This is a genomic window from Pedobacter sp. P26 (genome assembly GCF_050632135.1).
Lineage (GTDB): Bacteria > Bacteroidota > Bacteroidia > Sphingobacteriales > Sphingobacteriaceae > Pedobacter.
In genome coordinates this window covers 558,585-574,466 of sequence record NZ_CP192574.1, presented here as the reverse complement: position 1 = coordinate 574,466, position 15,882 = coordinate 558,585, and the positions used below count along the sequence as shown (strand labels likewise).

Here is a 15,882-nt window from a genome sequence, read left to right as displayed (position 1 = left end):
GCTAAAATATAGTTAAAAAAACCATCGAGTTGCAAGATAAACTAAATCTGTGTTCATCCTTTTTCATCTGTGGTTAAATATAAAATGATATGTCTGATGTTAGCTGGCTTTCGCGCTCTGCCCTCCTTGTTGGGAATGATGGAATAGATAAACTTCAATCGAAACACATTTTGGTGATCGGTTTGGGTGGCGTAGGCTCATTTGCTGCCGAATTTATCTGCCGTTCGGGTATTGGCGAAATGACTATTGTTGATGGTGACGTGGTAGATCCAACCAACCGGAACAGGCAACTGCCCGCTTTAGCCACCAACCATGGTGTAAGTAAAGCTGCAATCATGCAGGAACGTTTGTTGGCTATTAATCCCGATTTAAAGCTCCATGTGGTAAATACCTTTCTTACTCCTGAAAAATGCAGGGAAATTTTAGAATCGAAATTCGACTACATTATGGATTGCATTGATAGTGTGATGCCTAAAATTACTTTGTTGGGAACTGCTTTAGAAAAAAACATCCCAATCGTGAGTTCGATGGGGGCCGGTGGTAAAATGGATCCAACACGTTTAAGGATTACGCTTCTTCCTGATACTTATCAATGTGTATTTGCCAGTTATGTGCGCAAAAGGTTGAATAAACTCCCTAATGCAGCAAAAATAAAAGCAGTTTTTTCTACAGAAGAAATGGATAAAAACTCCATGATCATGACCGATGGAAGTAATTTCAAACGTTCTGCTTATGGTACAGTTTCTTACCTGCCCGCAGCTTTTGGCGGTGCATGTGCATCGGTGGTCATCCGCGATTTGCTTGGCCTACCCATCGAAATGGCCGAACGTCCTGCAAGGATCAGTCATAAAACACTTAATAAGAGGAAAAGTAAAAAATAGAAGTTGAATTGTTGATATCCTGATTTCGTGAAGATTTTAAATTGTTGTAAGTTAGGGTAGGTGAATACCAGGTGTAACTATAACTGCCCTGCGGGCACCTCCCAATTTTATATCGGGGGAATAAAACCAAAAAATGCAAAAGAAAACTAACACCCATGCCAATTTAGGCATCCGGCATTTCCCTCTCCCAGAGGGGTATCCGCAGGACGGGGTGTTAAAAAAGAATTTGCAAAATGAGATTATAGTAGATGGCACGATTATAACCACAGTGCCCATTACTGATTTACCTTATCAACCTCGATTAAAAGAAAGAGCAAAGGCACTTCGGCAAGCCGGAAATTTACCAGAAGTCTTATTTTTGATGCAGGTAACCAAAAAGCGATTTCATAAAATAGATTTTGACAGGCAGCGTATAATCGGAAATTACATTGTTGATTTTTATATCAAGCGGCTTGGCTTAATAATAGAAATTGAAGGCAGTAGTCATGATGATAAACAAATTTACGATGAACTAAGAGAAGAGAATTTAATTTCATTAGGATTAAAAATATATCGGATTACGGTTGATGATGTCATGAAACAAATGGATTTTGTAATCATAGGCTTGGAAGAGTATATTATTAAAGAATATGGGATTATTCCTCCTTAATAAATCATCTAAAAGTTTCGATAAAACAATTCAATATTATAAACTAAAGCCACCCCGCCCTACTGGCACCCCTCCAAAGGAGGGGGAATTAATAAAACGATATGTCCCAACCCCTCAAAATTCTTCAAGCCTCCGCAGGTTCAGGTAAAACGTTCAGTTTAACTGCACATTACCTCACTTTGCTATTTAGTGGCGACAATAAATACCGCGAAATTTTAGCTGTAACCTTTACCAATAAGGCCACTGAAGAAATGAAAAACCGGATTCTGGAGGTATTGTTAGGGTTGGCAAAAGGCAATCCATCAAAAAAATCGATGATTATCGGAAACTCATTTTAATCGCCTATCCGATATTAAGCCCGCAGGAACTGCAGTTCAAAGCAGATAAAATTTACCGCAAAATTTTGCACGACTACAGCCGTTTTTCGGTGAGCACCATTGATGGTTTCGTGCAAAAAGTAATCCGTGGCTTTGCATTCGAACTGGGCCTTAATGCCGATTATAATTTAGAAATGAATTATGATAAGGTGAAAGATGATCTCGTAAATAAACTGGATGAAGCTTTAGATCATAACAAACAGCTTTTGCAATGGATTATCGATTTGGCCATCGAACGCATCAGCGACAATAAAAGCTGGAATTATAAGTTCGAACTCTATAACCTGATCGGGGAAATATTTTCTGAACGTTTCCAGATTTTTGAAGATGCGGTTAATGCTGTAGGTTTAGAAAACATCGACGAATTATTTAAAAAATATATTAGTGTTACCAAGGCAGAAATTAAAAAATTTGAGGAGGAACTGGTTTCGCTGGCAACCGAAGCCAACGAAGCTTTAAATGTGATTGGCGTAGAAACGGAACACCTGAAAGGGAAATCAAGAAGTCCGCTGGCTAAAATTATCTTGGTCGCCAGGGGCGATTTTTCGAAGATTGAACCGCTTTTCAATTTAATCGATGAGCCAGATGAGTGGTTTCAGAAGAATGCAAACTTCCCTGAAGCCTATGATACGGTAAATCCAATTCTTCAAAAGTTAAAAACGTATTATTTAACGCATTTACCGAATTATAGTCTGGCCATTGCCTTTAATAAAAATCTCTATTATTTAAGGTTGATGCAGGAAATTGCAGTGTTGTTGAAAGAATACAGGGCAGAAAATGATAACCTGCTAATCAGCGATGCCCAAAAACTGATTTCGGGAATTACTGAAGATGCAGGTGATAATCCTTCTTTCATCTGGGAAAAAGTCGGCAACCGTTACCGCAATTTTTTGTTTGATGAATTTCAGGATACTTCTACCAGTCAGTGGGGAAGTTTCAAATCATTGTTGACAAATGCCATGGCCACGCCAAGTCAGGATCTGATCGATCACCTGATTGTTGGCGATACTAAACAATCCATTTACCGCTGGCGTAATGGCGACTGGAACATCCTGCATAAACATGCCAAGTTAGATGTTGGTACTGAAAATGTATTGGAAGAAAGTTTAGAAGAGAACTACCGGAGCGCGGAAAACATCATCACTTTTAATAATTTCCTCTACAAAGCCATTCCGCTTACCTTACAGAATGAGTTGAATGAAAATCTGGCTACCAAACCCGAAAGTATTTCCGAATGGTGGCAAGAGCAGCATTATCAGCAGATTATTACCGATATCTATAGCGGATCAACCCAAAATTTCGCTACTAATACGCTAAAAGGTGGAACTATAAAAATCAAAAAGTTTGGTAAAGATCATGCCCCAAATGAAGCACGCTTTACTGAAACTGTTTTTAGGGATATTGCTCTGGATGATATTGTTGAAGAAATAAACCACCTCAAAAATGAGCAGCTATATGCATTAAAAGACATTGCCATTTTGGTACGTTCAAACAGCGAAGCTTTATTAACTGTTAAAAAATTAATGGAGCACAAATTGCCTGTTTTATCGGGCGATGCCTTACTGATTTCGAATAACTCGGCCATACAACTCATCATTAACACCTTAAAAGTACTGATTGGTTTAGAAACTCAAACGGCTCTTTACAAAGCCAATTGTATAGCACTTTATCATTCTTTGCACGAAAAAGATATTGATGCCAATTATTACCTTAACCTCACCAATAGACCACTCCATACACTTACAGCAGTTTTGCCCGTTGCTTTATGCGAAAACTGGCAAAGTTGGTTACAGCTTCCCTTACCTGAACTGGTTGAAATTTTGATTGAAAGTTATGGCTTAAAAAACCTAACGGCCAACCTACCCTATCTGTTAGCATTTAGAGACCTCACAGCTTCTGCCGGAAAATTGGGCGAAAAAGGTATAATTTCGTTTCTAACCTGGTGGGAAGAAGACGGCGTTAAAAAATCATTGCCATCGCCTGAAGGTGCTGATGCGATACAGATTATTACTATTCACAAATCGAAAGGTTTAGCTTTTAGGGGCTGTTTTTGTTCCCTTTTGTAATTGGGAGATCAAAGGCAAACCCAATGCCACTTTCTGGGTTTCATCGGAAGAAACGGTGTATAAAGAATTGAAAGGCATTCCTTTAAAATATAATGAAGCATTGGCCGATTCGGCAATTGCTAAGGCCTATTACGAAGAGCTTCTTTATAACAATATGGATGCGCTCAACATGCTTTATGTGGCAACCACACGATCCAAAGATTACCTCTACATTGCTACAATGACTAAAAAGGAATTGAAACTATCTAACATGGGTGATGTAATTAATTTCACTTTTGATGAGCAGTTTGATGAAAACGGTGTGTACGAAATTATAGAACCTGTAATTGTCGAAAGTAAATCTGAAGAATCGAATTTTATTAATTTAAATAGTTATCCAACCACAACCCGTTTGTCGGAACTCTATGTTCCTTCAGCGGAAAAACATCTAAAACACCTGGTCAATATTGAAAAATCAGGGAGAAAAGGTTCCTTACTACACGATATCCTGGCCAGTGCAAGTAATACAAAAGAAGTAGAAGATTATGCGATAAACCTGGTTTTGCAGGGCATTATCAAAGAAGAAGAAAAACAGCAATTAATTAATTCAGCACTTGAAGTGTTGAACAACCCAGAGCTCAAAGAAATTTTAGACAAAGCAAGTGAAAGTATTGTAGAAAAAACATCATTGATGCCAATGGGAAACTGCACCGTCCTGATCGGGTATTGATCAACACCGATGAAGTAATTATCCTCGATTATAAATTTACGTTGGAAGAAAGCGATAAACACATCGAACAGGTAAATAATTACAAAATCTTACTTACTGAAATGGGTTATCAAAATATCAAAACCTATCTTTTTTACGCAGTTAAAGGGAAATTGAAATTAGTATAATATGCAGATAAAACCATTTTTACAGGAAGTTGCTGAAGATTTAGTTGCCCGGTTTGGAAATCAGCTAGAAAACTGTGCCATCGTTTTTAATAACAAACGTCCATCTGCGTATTTGCAGAAACACTTTGCCGATATTATTGGGAAACCATTTTTCAGTCCTTCATTTTTTACCATACAGGAATTCTTTGCAAGTTCTACCAGTTATAAAATAGCCGATTTTTACCTGCAGTTTTTCACCCTTCATAGAATTTATAACCAACTGCTCGCAGAAGAGAAGCTGGAAAATATATCAAGTCACAAGTTTTTTCCTTTAGCAAAGATCATCTTAAGTGATTTCAACCAGATTGATGCCGATCTGGTACATGCTGAAAAACTATACCGCGACTTGGAAGATATATCGGTCATTAATAAAGATTTTGATTATTTAAGCCCGGAGCAATATGAGTTTCTTGCACAGTTCTGGACTTCCTATTCAGAAGGAAAACATAAAAAACAGCAGGAACTGTTCATCAAGATGTGGCGCAGGATGCCCAAGCTTTACCATAAATATCACGTTACGCTTAAAGAGCAAGGTTATTTAACTAATGGTTCGGTTTACCGTTACCTGGCGGATGATATTACTAATCACCAGGAGTTTATTTCCAATTTTGATAAAGGGAAGATTATTTTCGTAGGTTTTAATGCTTTGAGTAGTGCCGAGGCTAAAATATTCACCCAACTACAGGAGGCAGGAAAAGCATTGTTCTATTTTGATGCCGACACCTATTATTTAGATGACGTTTCGCAGGAAGCAGGTTTGTTTTTGCGTAAAAACATCAACCAGCTTGGATTGAAAAATGAATTTGCAGGGCAGGAAAGTTTAATGAAATCAGCCTCGCACAATGTAAATGTTTTTAAGGTCCAGGGGCAATCGGCACAGGCCAAAATCCTGAACAACATTTTAGCAGATGATTATACAGCAGCCGAAACTGTTGGAAAAACAGTAGTGGTTTTGGCTGATGAAAGCCTGTTGATCCCTACGCTGCAAACGATTCCAACTCACCTGAATGGAAAAGAAATCGACCTCAACGTAACTATGGGTTTCGCTTTATCAACCTCGAGTATTTTTGGTCTGGTTGATTTATGGCTGGGGAGCCAGTTGGAGATTTTACAGCGGGATAAAGTAAGCTACAAAAATGTAGAGGCTTTTTTAACCCATCCCTTAACAGGCCTTACCCAAAAAATGCGGGATAAAATTTTAACCGCTTTGTTGGAAGAAAACCAGGTAGAGATCGACCATAAACGTCTGTTACGCCAAAGTGGATTGTTTGAAACTTTTTATAAAAAAATCGATGATCCGCAGCATGTGGTCACCAATTTACTGGATGTGCTGGATTATGTGTTAACCCGTTTATCCAACGCAAAAACGCTTAAAAAAATCGATGCAGAACTTTTTGTAAAAACAATACAGGAGTTAAACCGTTTGCATGATACCTTTAGCAACCATATTGGTAAAGAAGAAATCCCTTTTGTAATTTACCTCGTTCAAAAATCGCTACAGGCCATTGCAGTACCGCTTTCAGGAGATCCGCTGAATGGGATACAAGTAATGGGATTGCTTGAAACTCGGAACTTGAACTTCGATAAAGTGGTCATTTTAGGTTTTAATGAAGGCATTATTCCAAAATCATCCATTGGCAATAGTTTCATTCCAGACTCTATACGTCGCGTTTATGGCCTCCCAGTTCTCGAAAATCTGGATGCCATTTCCTCTTACATGGCATACCGTCTATTACAGAGAGCAAAGAATATCAATTTTGTCTATAACAGCTTAACTGACGAATCTACTTCGGGCGAAGCCAGCAGGATCTTAAAACAACTTGAGTACGAAAGCGGTTTCGATTTTGAATATAACGAACTTAATCTGGAGGTAAAAACTGAACCTTTTAAAGAAGTAAAGATCGAAAAGACCAATAATGCCTTTATCCAGGAAACACTTCAAAAATACCTCGATAAAAAGAAAGTGCTTTCGCCATCGGCACTTACCCAATACATTTCCAACCCGATAGATTTCTTTTTCAATTACATTGCAGGTATTAAAGAGCCTAAAGAGATCAGTGCAGTGGTAGAAGCCAACGAAATTGGTTCAATTCTACACAAAGTGATGGAGTATTTTTATGAGGATTTAAGGTCTGCTGAAATTACAGCAGAGCGGATTAAAGAGAAAAGGAAACAAATTCCTGCTTTGATACAAAAAGCCTTTAATGCCGTGATGTTTAAAAATCCAGATACGGTGATGGAATATAAGGGCATGCAAAAGGTAATTTTATCAATTGTAGATGCTTATGTAAACATCATTTTAAACCAGGATGAAGCTCAAACGCCATTCAACATCATTAGTCTGGAGCAAAAAGTAGAGGCCGAAATAAGTTTCCCGCTTAAAGGAAAAGAAGCCAGCGTAAAGATATTTGGTTTTATTGATCGTGTTGATGTAAAGGATGGGGTAACTAAAATTATTGATTACAAAACCGGAAGTGATAAGTTAACCTTTAAGGATGTACCTGAACTTTTCAACTCAAACGGAAAGCATATTAACAAAGCCTTGGTTCAAACCCTATTGTACACATACGCTTATGAACAGTTCTCTGGCAAAAGCTTCGTCGAACCTAATTTATATGTAGTAAAAACAATGAGCGCAGATGGCGTTTGGTTTAAATCGGGCAGGCAAAATCTGTCCGGCGCCTATCTGGAAGAAATTAAACCCGAATTTCTTGCCGAACTAAGAAAAAAACTGACCGAACTTTTCGAAGCACCTTATTTCGTAGCCAGTGCTGTTGAGGATAATTACAAATATTCTATTTATAAAACTTTATTTGGGAAATAATTTCAACTGCAGAGAATTAAACAAATCACAAAGAGCGCCAAGTGCCTAGTAAAATAACCACAGCGCACACAATGTAAGCCACGAAGTACATAGAGCTGGATTGAAAAATATCAACTTCGTGTCCTCCGTGAAAATCTCCATGTTCTCCGTGGTAAAACAAAACTTTCTGTTCTTTGCGAAAAACTTTGCATGCTTTGCGGTTAATCTCTTAAATTTAAAAATGCTAACCTTAAATTTCACAAATTTTCCCATACTCGAAACCGAGCGCTTAATCCTCCGCGAACACGATCTGGCCGATGCTGAAGCACTTTTTGCCATGCGCACTAACGAAACGGTAATGAAATATATTGACAGGGAAAGGCCAAAAGATATTTTTGAAGTCAAAGATTTTATTTCCCGTTTCAGAAATGGTTATGAAAATGGCGACAACCTGGCCTGGGTAATTGCTTTAAAAGAAAACCCCAAACAGATGATTGGCTCTGTGGGTTATTGGCGAACCGATTTTGCCAATCACCGTGCAGAAATAGGTTATATGCTCCACCCTGATTATTGGAGAAAGGGAATTATCTCTGAAGCACTAAAAAAATCAATTGATTTTGGCTTTAATGAGGTTAATTTGCATACCATTAGTGCAAACATCAATGTAGGAAACGATGCCTCAAGACAGATGCTGCTTAAACATGGCTTTGTAAAAGAAGCACATTTTAAACAGGATTATTACTTCAGGGGCAGTTTTTGGATAGTGAGATTTACGGGTTGTTAAATCCAAATCATTAAATCAACGAAGTTAAAAATATTAAACTGAAGCGAGTCAGCTATCCTTTTCAATCAACTACAACCATATTATTCCTTTTGGAGAAGATATTTCGAAAAAGAATAGGCTTTGATATAAAAAGCTTAACAAAAACGCAATTGCCCAATATTATTTCTTCTTTAAAGGAATTAGCAACAAATGAAACTTAAAAAACTTCAAATAATTGATTAAAACACTTATAATTATTACAAAACATAGGCATTTTAGCCTTTGGTTTCAAACCGATTAATAATTATATTTGCCCCCGTTATAAAAATTTACAATGAGAGAAATCCAATTTAGAGAAGCACTACGCGAAGCCATGAGCGAAGAAATGCGCAAAGATGACCGCGTTTTTTTATTAGGTGAAGAAGTAGCAGAATATAACGGTGCGTACAAAGTAAGTCAGGGTATGCTTGATGAATTTGGTGCAAAACGAATTATCGATACCCCGATTGCAGAATTAGGTTTTGCAGGTATTGCAACTGGTGCCGCAACAGCTGGCCTTGTTCCAATTGTGGAGTTCATGACATTTAACTTCTCTTTAGTTGCGATCGATCAGATTATCAACGGAGCAGCTAAAATCTTATCAATGAGTGGCGGTCAGTTCTCATGTCCAATGGTTTTCCGTGGTCCAACAGGTAACGCAGGTCAATTAGGTGCGCAACACTCTCAAAACTTCGAAAACTGGTTTGCAAATACACCAGGGTTAAAAGTTGTTGTTCCGGCTACTCCTTATGATGCAAAAGGTTTATTAAAACAATCAATTATAGATCCGGATCCGGTTATTTTCATGGAATCGGAAGTAATGTACGGCGATAAGGGCGATGTTCCTGCAGAAGAATACTATATCGAACTTGGTAAAGCTAAAGTAACTAAAGAAGGTACAGATGTAACCATCGTAACTTTTGGTAAAATGTTAACACGCGTTGTAAACCCTGCGGTAGAAGAATTAGCAAAAGAGGGGATCAACGTAGAAGTTATTGATTTACGTACTGTACGTCCTATCGATTACGATACCATTATTACATCCGTTAAGAAAACAAACCGTTTGGTTGTGGTAGAAGAGGCTTGGCCATTGGCATCTCTTTCTGGCGAGATCGCTTTCATGGTACAGAAACATGCATTCGATTATTTAGATGCACCAGTTTTACGTATCACCTGTGCAGATGTTCCACTTCCATATTCACCAACTTTAATTGCAGCAAGCTTACCAAATGCTGAACGTGTAGTTAAAGCGGTAAAAGAAGTGATGTACGTTAAAAAATAATTATCAGTCTAAGCATAGTCAAAGACCAAAACATATAAAATCCTCCAAAGCAATTTGGGGGATTTTTTTATTCCCCTCTATCAGAGGGCTGCCCAACGGGCGGGGGAGTCCCTTTTATATCCTAAATAAAATTTAGATCTTTATGAAAAGCAAAGCCTGTAATTCTTCGGCAATATCAGCCCCGCTATTCGCTTCAAAGCCTTGGTTCGTTCCTCACCTTCGGGTTTTACGCTACTATCGGGTTTATTGACAAGGGCATTTAATCTTGAGATAAAAACCTGTGAGGTTTCCAAACTAATATTTTTATCTTAGCTATACCCATTAAATTTTTCTCATGCCCGAATACATAGCCGATCAAACATTCGAAAAAGCCAATTTTACTATACGTCCACTTCCAAAAGCAGAATACGAAAACTGTAAATTCATCAACTGCGATTTTTCCAGTTCAGATTTAAGCGGTGTAAAATTTTTAGATTGCCAATTCATTTCCTGCAATTTAAGTTTGGCGGATTTAACCAAAACATCGCTGATCGATGCTGATTTCCAGAATTGCAAAATGCTTGGTTTAAGGTTAGACAACTGTAACGATTTCGGCCTCGCATTTAGTTTTACCAACTGCAAATTAGATCATTCCTCGTTCTATAAATTAAAATTAAAAAAAACCAATTTCAAAAACTCACAATTACATGAAGTTGATTTCTCTGAATGCGACTTAACCAGCGCAGTACTCAACAATTGCGATTTATTAAAAGCTACTTTTGATAGAACAATACTCGAAAAGGCAGATTTTAGAACGGCTTACAATTATTCCATAGACCCGGATAACAACAGGATCAAAAAAGCAAGATTTTCAAAATCCGGTCTTGCAGGCTTATTGTACAGATACGATATCCAGATCAGCGAATAACTTTTAATAATTTTCTGTAAATTCAGTTTATGAAACCGACTGATATAGGGCGACCAAAACCCGAGAACATCGATCAATATATCGCTACTTTCCCTGTTGAAACACAAAAACTATTGCAAAAAGTCCGCGAAACTATCCATAAAGCGGTACCTGCCGCAAAAGAAGTGATCAGATACGGTATGCCTGCCTTTAAACAGCATGCAGTTTTGGTGTATTTTGCAGGTTATGACAAACATATTGGCTTTTATCCAACCGGATCGGGCATCGAAACCTTTAATAATGAATTTGTCGATTATAAATGGAGCAAAGGCGCTGTTCAGTTTCCTTTGGATAAACCCCTGCCCCTGGATTTGATTATAAGAATTACTAAGTTTAAAGCGGAGCGGGATTTTGAAAAAGCTAAGAAATAAGAAAGCGTAACATCTTACTGTTAATATTTTCCTATGAAAAAATTTATTTTTTTCTACTCTTTTTCCCGGCAGTCTTTTCGGTATGCTCAGTCTTTAAATAATTTTTTCCATTTTCCGACTTTATCCAGGCATATCTAGCGGTCACACAATGAGGACAAAAATATTTTCTAATGGGAAGAAAAAAAAGCACATTTTTGATCAGCCAAGGTCTGGGGATTTGATAGTGGTACTGCGTGTTGCATTTCCAACATCGGGGATATGAATTAGACATTAGTTTATTATTAATTTATTTGGTTAGCCCAATCAATAAAATACAAATATTGTGCCAATAGTAAATCATTTAAGTTGTGTTTACGTCTAAGAAATAAGTCAAAAACTTCTGATTAGGTAAATTTTGAAATCTTTCAACGGTTTGCAGTGGAAAAATTGATCTTAAAAATCCCGCAAATCCTGATTAGCTTTGCTTCTTTAATTTTTACCCTTAGGATATGTTAACCCACCATAAAATAATTGCAGCCGAATTAAAAGTTGCAGAAAAACAAGTAACCGCAACCGTAAACCTGTTAGATGAAGGTGCAACTGTACCGTTTATCTCGCGTTACCGTAAAGAGGCTACAGGTAGTTTAGATGAAGTTGAAGTAGCCGCTATTCGTGACCGGGTTTTGCAACTACGCGATTTAGACAAGCGCCGGGAAGCGATTTTAAAATCAATGACCGAGCTTGGTAAGTTAACGCCAGAACTGGAAAAAAGATCAACGAAGCAGAAACTATTTCACTTTTAGAGGACATTTATCTGCCGTTTAAACCTAAGCGTAAAACACGTGCATCTGTTGCAAAAGAAAAAGGATTAGAGCCTTTGGCCTTGCAGATATTTGAGCAGAATGCTTTTGACTTAAACGCTGAAGCAGGTAAATTTATCGATGCCGAAAAGGGAGTAAACTCACTTGATGACGCTTTAGCTGGCGCAAGGGATATTATTGCCGAAATGATTTCTGAAAATGCCGAGGCCCGCACCAAAATGCGCACTTATTTTCAGGAAAAAGCTGTTTTTAAATCAGAAGTGATCAAAGGGAAAGAAGAAGAGGGTATTAAATATAAAGATTACTTCGAATGGAGCGAGCCGGTTAAAACAGCTGCATCACACCGTGTTCTGGCTATGCGCCGTGGCGAAAAGGAACTGATTTTAAGATTAGATGCACTTCCACCAGCAGAAGATGCCATTGCTATTTTAGAGAACCAATTTGTTTTAGGCAATAATGCGGCTTCAAAGCAGGTTCAGCAAGCTTTAGAAGATGGTTATAAACGCTTGTTGGAACCAGCAATGGAAACCGAGCTTCGGGTTTTCACCAAACAAAAAGCAGATGAGGAAGCCATCCGGGTTTTTGCCGAAAATGCACGTCAATTATTATTGGCAGCTCCAATGGGACAAAAAAATGTACTGGCTATCGATCCGGGGTTCCGTACTGGCTGTAAAGTCGTTTGTTTAGATAAACAAGGTCAATTGTTAGAGAATACAGCAATTTATCCGCATACCGGACAGGGAAATGTGAAAAACGCTGCATTCACGATCCAACAACTTTGCGAAAAACATAATGTTGAAGCTATAGCCATTGGCAACGGTACTGCAGGAAGAGAAACTGAAGTTTTTGTCCGAGCATTGAATTTACCGCACATCACTATAGTAATGGTTAACGAAAGTGGCGCTTCGATTTATTCAGCATCGGAAGTAGCCAGAGAAGAATTTCCTACACAAGATATTACTGTGCGTGGAGCAGTTTCAATCGGGCGACGTCTAATGGATCCATTGGCCGAATTGGTAAAAATTGACCCAAAATCTATCGGCGTTGGTCAATACCAGCACGATGTTGATCAAAATAAATTACAGGCAAGTTTAGATGATACTGTAATCAGTGCTGTAAATGCTGTTGGAGTGGAATTAAATACGGCATCGAAACAAATTTTAGCTTATGTCTCTGGCCTCGGACCAACACTGGCGCAGAATATTGTAGAGTATAGAAACACCAACGGCGCTTTTAAAAATCGGGCAAGTTTGAAAAAAGTTCCCCGCCTGGGTGATAAAGCTTATGAGCAGGCAGCGGGTTTCTTACGTATTCGCAATGCCGAAAATGTTTTAGATACCAGTGGTGTTCACCCTGAGCGTTATGCCGTTGTAGATCAAATGGCGAAAGATTTAGGCACAACAGTTTCGGCATTAATGAAAGATACGCAATTGCAAAAGCAAATTAAGCCACAACAATACGTTACGGATGAAATCGGTTTACCAACTCTGAATGATATCTTAAAGGAATTGGCTAAACCAGGCCGCGATCCACGTGAGCAATTTGAGGCTTTTAGTTTTACTGATGGTGTAAATGAAATTGCCGATTTAAGAGTAGGCATGAAGTTACCGGGAATTGTAACCAACATCACCAATTTTGGCGCCTTTGTAGATATTGGTGTCCATCAAGATGGTTTGGTGCATACCAGTCAACTGGCAAATCGTTTTGTAGCGAATCCAAACGACATAGTTAAAGTACATCAAAAAGTCGAAGTTACGGTTATGGAAGTTGATGCAGCCCGTAAAAGGATTTCGTTATCTATGAAGACTGAAGTTAGTCCGAAGCCGGAAGTCTGGAGCCGGGAGCCCAAGGAGCAGAAATCTAAACAGGACTTCAAACCGAACAGCAATAAACAAAACTTCAAGCCGCGTAACGAGCCAAAGGATGCTGATGGGGATTTACAGGAAAAATTGGCAAAGCTAAAAGGGATGTTTAAATAATAATATGCCTTTTATCGTTTCGACTGTAGAACGAGATATTAACTTAACCGAATGACAGTTCAAAAGGATTAACTATCATCGGTACTGAGCGGCACAAAACTTGGCCTGTGCCGCTTCAGCGAGGAAATTTAACAATGAGCGATTAATAGTCGAATTGGTGAGTATAATCTTTATTAACATCGACTGTAACACCATCATCATTAGTGATCACTTTGCCATTTATCTCCGCTTTATAGCTGATCTGATAACTGGCATTAAAGTTAATGCACTGCACGCCGGCAGTAATTACATCAACTGGCAATACAGTCTCAATTACATAGGTTTTGGTGCTTCCCGTGAAATCGTCTTTCCCTAAAGAAATAGCAGCTTCATTATTTCTGGTCACTCCATTTACCTTCCAGATGGTTTTAGTGCCTTTAGTATCACCGCCTACAATCACGAAAGAAACGTAGTCATCAGACGAGTTCACTCCGTTTGCAGTGATGGTAAACTTTGCGGTTTTACCATTTGCTGCAGGAGTGGTTTCCGAATCTTTTTTACAAGAAAATAATAACGCCAGAACAAGCACAATAGATAATAATTTTGAATTTTTTTCATAGATTTTTAGTTGTTTTCTTATTACAGGTGCCAAAAAAATGCCAAAACCTATTGCTATAATCAAAACACTATATTTCAGGTAAATAAAACTACCTACTTTTAGGTAGTTTTAAAATGTTTTGATAACTGCCTGTGCTAAAAATTATCCTGATTATTCTTTCAAATCACGGATTTTAAAAATCAGATAACGTAAACTTAGCGGGTTTTAAGATGCCTATCTTTACGGCACAAATTCCTTAATCGCAACATCCGGGTGATCAGTTTTCAGAAGTTCTTAAACCAGCTGCTTTTACACAGAAAAAATGACTTACTTGTTTTACATTGTAAAAACTACAAACCAGCAAATTTATCCCGATGTTCTAATCTTGTTTTAGGTAAACTATCAGGGTAGTTATTCTGGATGAAAGTGATCATGGCTTCTCTTACATGGCAACGTAAATCAAAAGCCCTGGAGGAATTTGAAGCACTCATCAAAAACCTGATTTCAATCGAACCATCTTTATTGGTGTCAGTCACTTGTACAACATCTACTCTTTTATCCCACAGGGGATTATTATTTAAGAGCCTGGTAAGTTCTTTCCGAAGTGGTTCAATTGGGATGGTATAATCCATATATAAAAAAACCGTTCCAAGCAAATCGGCCGAAACACGCGTCCAATTTTGAAATGGTTTTTCGATAAAATAGGTTATCGGCAAAATTAACCTGCGTTGATCCCATATATTGATAACCACATAAGTTAGGGTTATTTCCTCTACCTTACCCCATTCACCTTCTACAATTAAAACATCATCAATCCTGATCGGCTGCGTAAAGGCAATCTGAAAGCCTGCCAATAAATTGCCAAGCGATTTTTGCGCGGCAAAACCAATGATAATTCCCCCTATCCCAACCCCAGTAAGCAAACCCGCTCCAATTTTGCGCATACTATCAAAACTCAATAAAATAATGGCTGCTGTAATTAAAATGATGAGCGAAACGATAAATTTCCTTACAAACTGCAACTGTGTCCTTATTTTCCGCTCTTTAAGGTTGTTTTCTTTATTCAGATCGTATTTAAGGTAAAAATAATCCTCCAGTACATTTATTAAACGCACCAATATTAATGCGAAAGTAATGGTTAAAGCAATTTCCAATGCTTTAGTAATCGGCAACCTAAATGTGGGCGACATCTCCATCAATGTAAGTGAGAAATTAAGCAATAACAATGGGATAAAAACCGCAACCGGCCTTCTTAAATGTTTAATTGTAGATTTTATAATGATGAAATCCCACCAACGCGAAAGCAGGATAAAAGTTTTGTGGATGATAAATTTGATGATTATACCGAGCAAAACTGCTGCTAAACCAATAATCAGGTTCTTGAAAAATAAAGGAATGGGATAACCGAAAATCTGGTCGATATACTGCATACAC

13 protein-coding genes and 1 pseudogene are annotated in these 15,882 nt (G+C 38.0%); 12 read left to right on the top strand and 2 right to left on the bottom strand.

Features of this window, described 5'->3' with window-relative positions; genetic code table 11:
- Nucleotides 1–89: 89 nt before the first annotated feature.
- The 12 genes and pseudogenes from ACQ86H_RS02765 (at nucleotide 90) to ACQ86H_RS02710 (ending at nucleotide 13,871) form a co-directional block, all read left to right on the top strand.
- A complete protein-coding gene (locus ACQ86H_RS02765; RefSeq protein ID WP_138818800.1) occupies nucleotides 90–881 on the top strand; it encodes a tRNA threonylcarbamoyladenosine dehydratase in 792 nt (263 codons plus the stop codon).
- A 133-nt stretch (nucleotides 882–1,014) separates the two neighbouring features.
- Nucleotides 1,015–1,530, top strand: a complete 516-nt coding sequence (locus ACQ86H_RS02760; protein ID WP_431293789.1) for an endonuclease domain-containing protein — start codon at nucleotides 1,015–1,017, stop codon at nucleotides 1,528–1,530.
- 101 nt (nucleotides 1,531–1,631) lie between these two features.
- Nucleotides 1,632–1,868 carry a UvrD-helicase domain-containing protein gene (locus tag ACQ86H_RS02755; protein WP_431293788.1) on the top strand — a complete coding sequence of 79 codons (237 nt, stop codon included), beginning with the start codon at nucleotides 1,632–1,634 and terminating at the stop codon, nucleotides 1,866–1,868.
- A 65-nt stretch (nucleotides 1,869–1,933) separates the two neighbouring features.
- The gene (locus ACQ86H_RS02750) at nucleotides 1,934–3,973 is read left to right on the top strand and encodes a UvrD-helicase domain-containing protein (RefSeq protein ID WP_431293787.1); all 2,040 of its coding nucleotides are present in this window, start codon (nucleotides 1,934–1,936) and stop codon (nucleotides 3,971–3,973) included.
- 55 nt (nucleotides 3,974–4,028) lie between these two features.
- Nucleotides 4,029–4,682: a hypothetical protein gene (locus ACQ86H_RS02745; protein WP_431293786.1), complete on the top strand. Its 654-nt coding sequence runs from the start codon at nucleotides 4,029–4,031 to the stop codon at nucleotides 4,680–4,682.
- Nucleotides 4,679–4,849 (top strand): hypothetical protein, encoded by a 171-nt coding sequence (locus ACQ86H_RS02740; protein WP_431293785.1) that lies wholly within the window; start codon nucleotides 4,679–4,681, stop codon nucleotides 4,847–4,849. The genes ACQ86H_RS02745 and ACQ86H_RS02740 overlap by 4 nt, the downstream gene beginning before the upstream one ends.
- 1 nt (nucleotide 4,850) lies before the next feature.
- Nucleotides 4,851–7,712, top strand: a complete 2,862-nt coding sequence (locus ACQ86H_RS02735) for a PD-(D/E)XK nuclease family protein (protein ID WP_431293784.1) — start codon at nucleotides 4,851–4,853, stop codon at nucleotides 7,710–7,712.
- A gap of 220 nt (nucleotides 7,713–7,932) precedes the next feature.
- Nucleotides 7,933–8,475, top strand: coding sequence for a GNAT family N-acetyltransferase (locus ACQ86H_RS02730; protein WP_431293783.1), 543 nt, complete (start codon nucleotides 7,933–7,935; stop codon nucleotides 8,473–8,475).
- Nucleotides 8,476–8,788: 313 nt separating this feature from the next.
- Nucleotides 8,789–9,775 carry a pyruvate dehydrogenase complex E1 component subunit beta gene (locus ACQ86H_RS02725; RefSeq protein WP_138818805.1) on the top strand — a complete coding sequence of 329 codons (987 nt, stop codon included), beginning with the start codon at nucleotides 8,789–8,791 and terminating at the stop codon, nucleotides 9,773–9,775.
- A gap of 334 nt (nucleotides 9,776–10,109) precedes the next feature.
- Entirely contained in the window at nucleotides 10,110–10,682 is a 573-nt protein-coding gene (locus ACQ86H_RS02720; protein ID WP_138818806.1) for a pentapeptide repeat-containing protein, read from the top strand.
- A 29-nt stretch (nucleotides 10,683–10,711) separates the two neighbouring features.
- Nucleotides 10,712–11,092: an iron chaperone gene (locus tag ACQ86H_RS02715; protein ID WP_431293782.1), complete on the top strand. Its 381-nt coding sequence runs from the start codon at nucleotides 10,712–10,714 to the stop codon at nucleotides 11,090–11,092.
- 488 nt (nucleotides 11,093–11,580) lie between these two features.
- Nucleotides 11,581–13,871: pseudogene (locus tag ACQ86H_RS02710) on the top strand (Tex family protein).
- A 142-nt stretch (nucleotides 13,872–14,013) separates the two neighbouring features.
- Here the strand turns inward: ACQ86H_RS02710 and ACQ86H_RS02705 are convergent.
- Nucleotides 14,014–14,439 (bottom strand): hypothetical protein, encoded by a 426-nt coding sequence (locus ACQ86H_RS02705; protein WP_431293781.1) that lies wholly within the window; start codon nucleotides 14,437–14,439, stop codon nucleotides 14,014–14,016.
- Nucleotides 14,440–14,798: 359 nt separating this feature from the next.
- The gene (locus tag ACQ86H_RS02700) at nucleotides 14,799–15,878 is read right to left on the bottom strand and encodes a mechanosensitive ion channel family protein (protein ID WP_431293780.1); all 1,080 of its coding nucleotides are present in this window, start codon (nucleotides 15,876–15,878) and stop codon (nucleotides 14,799–14,801) included.
- Nucleotides 15,879–15,882 lie beyond the last annotated feature (4 nt).

What these genes read in the sequence shown, in the direction of transcription:
- ACQ86H_RS02765 (WP_138818800.1), top strand. Translation starts at nt 90, where the DNA reads ATGTCTGATGTTAGCTGGCTTTCGCGCTCTGCCCTCCTTGTTGGGAAT.
- ACQ86H_RS02760 (WP_431293789.1), top strand. Translation starts at nt 1,015, where the DNA reads ATGCAAAAGAAAACTAACACCCATGCCAATTTAGGCATCCGGCATTTC.
- ACQ86H_RS02755 (WP_431293788.1), top strand. Translation starts at nt 1,632, where the DNA reads ATGTCCCAACCCCTCAAAATTCTTCAAGCCTCCGCAGGTTCAGGTAAA.
- ACQ86H_RS02735 (WP_431293784.1), top strand. Translation starts at nt 4,851, where the DNA reads ATGCAGATAAAACCATTTTTACAGGAAGTTGCTGAAGATTTAGTTGCC.
- ACQ86H_RS02730 (WP_431293783.1), top strand. Translation starts at nt 7,933, where the DNA reads ATGCTAACCTTAAATTTCACAAATTTTCCCATACTCGAAACCGAGCGC.
- ACQ86H_RS02725 (WP_138818805.1), top strand. Translation starts at nt 8,789, where the DNA reads ATGAGAGAAATCCAATTTAGAGAAGCACTACGCGAAGCCATGAGCGAA.
- ACQ86H_RS02720 (WP_138818806.1), top strand. Translation starts at nt 10,110, where the DNA reads ATGCCCGAATACATAGCCGATCAAACATTCGAAAAAGCCAATTTTACT.
- ACQ86H_RS02715 (WP_431293782.1), top strand. Translation starts at nt 10,712, where the DNA reads ATGAAACCGACTGATATAGGGCGACCAAAACCCGAGAACATCGATCAA.
- ACQ86H_RS02700 (WP_431293780.1), bottom strand. Translation starts at nt 15,878, where the DNA reads ATGCAGTATATCGACCAGATTTTCGGTTATCCCATTCCTTTATTTTTC.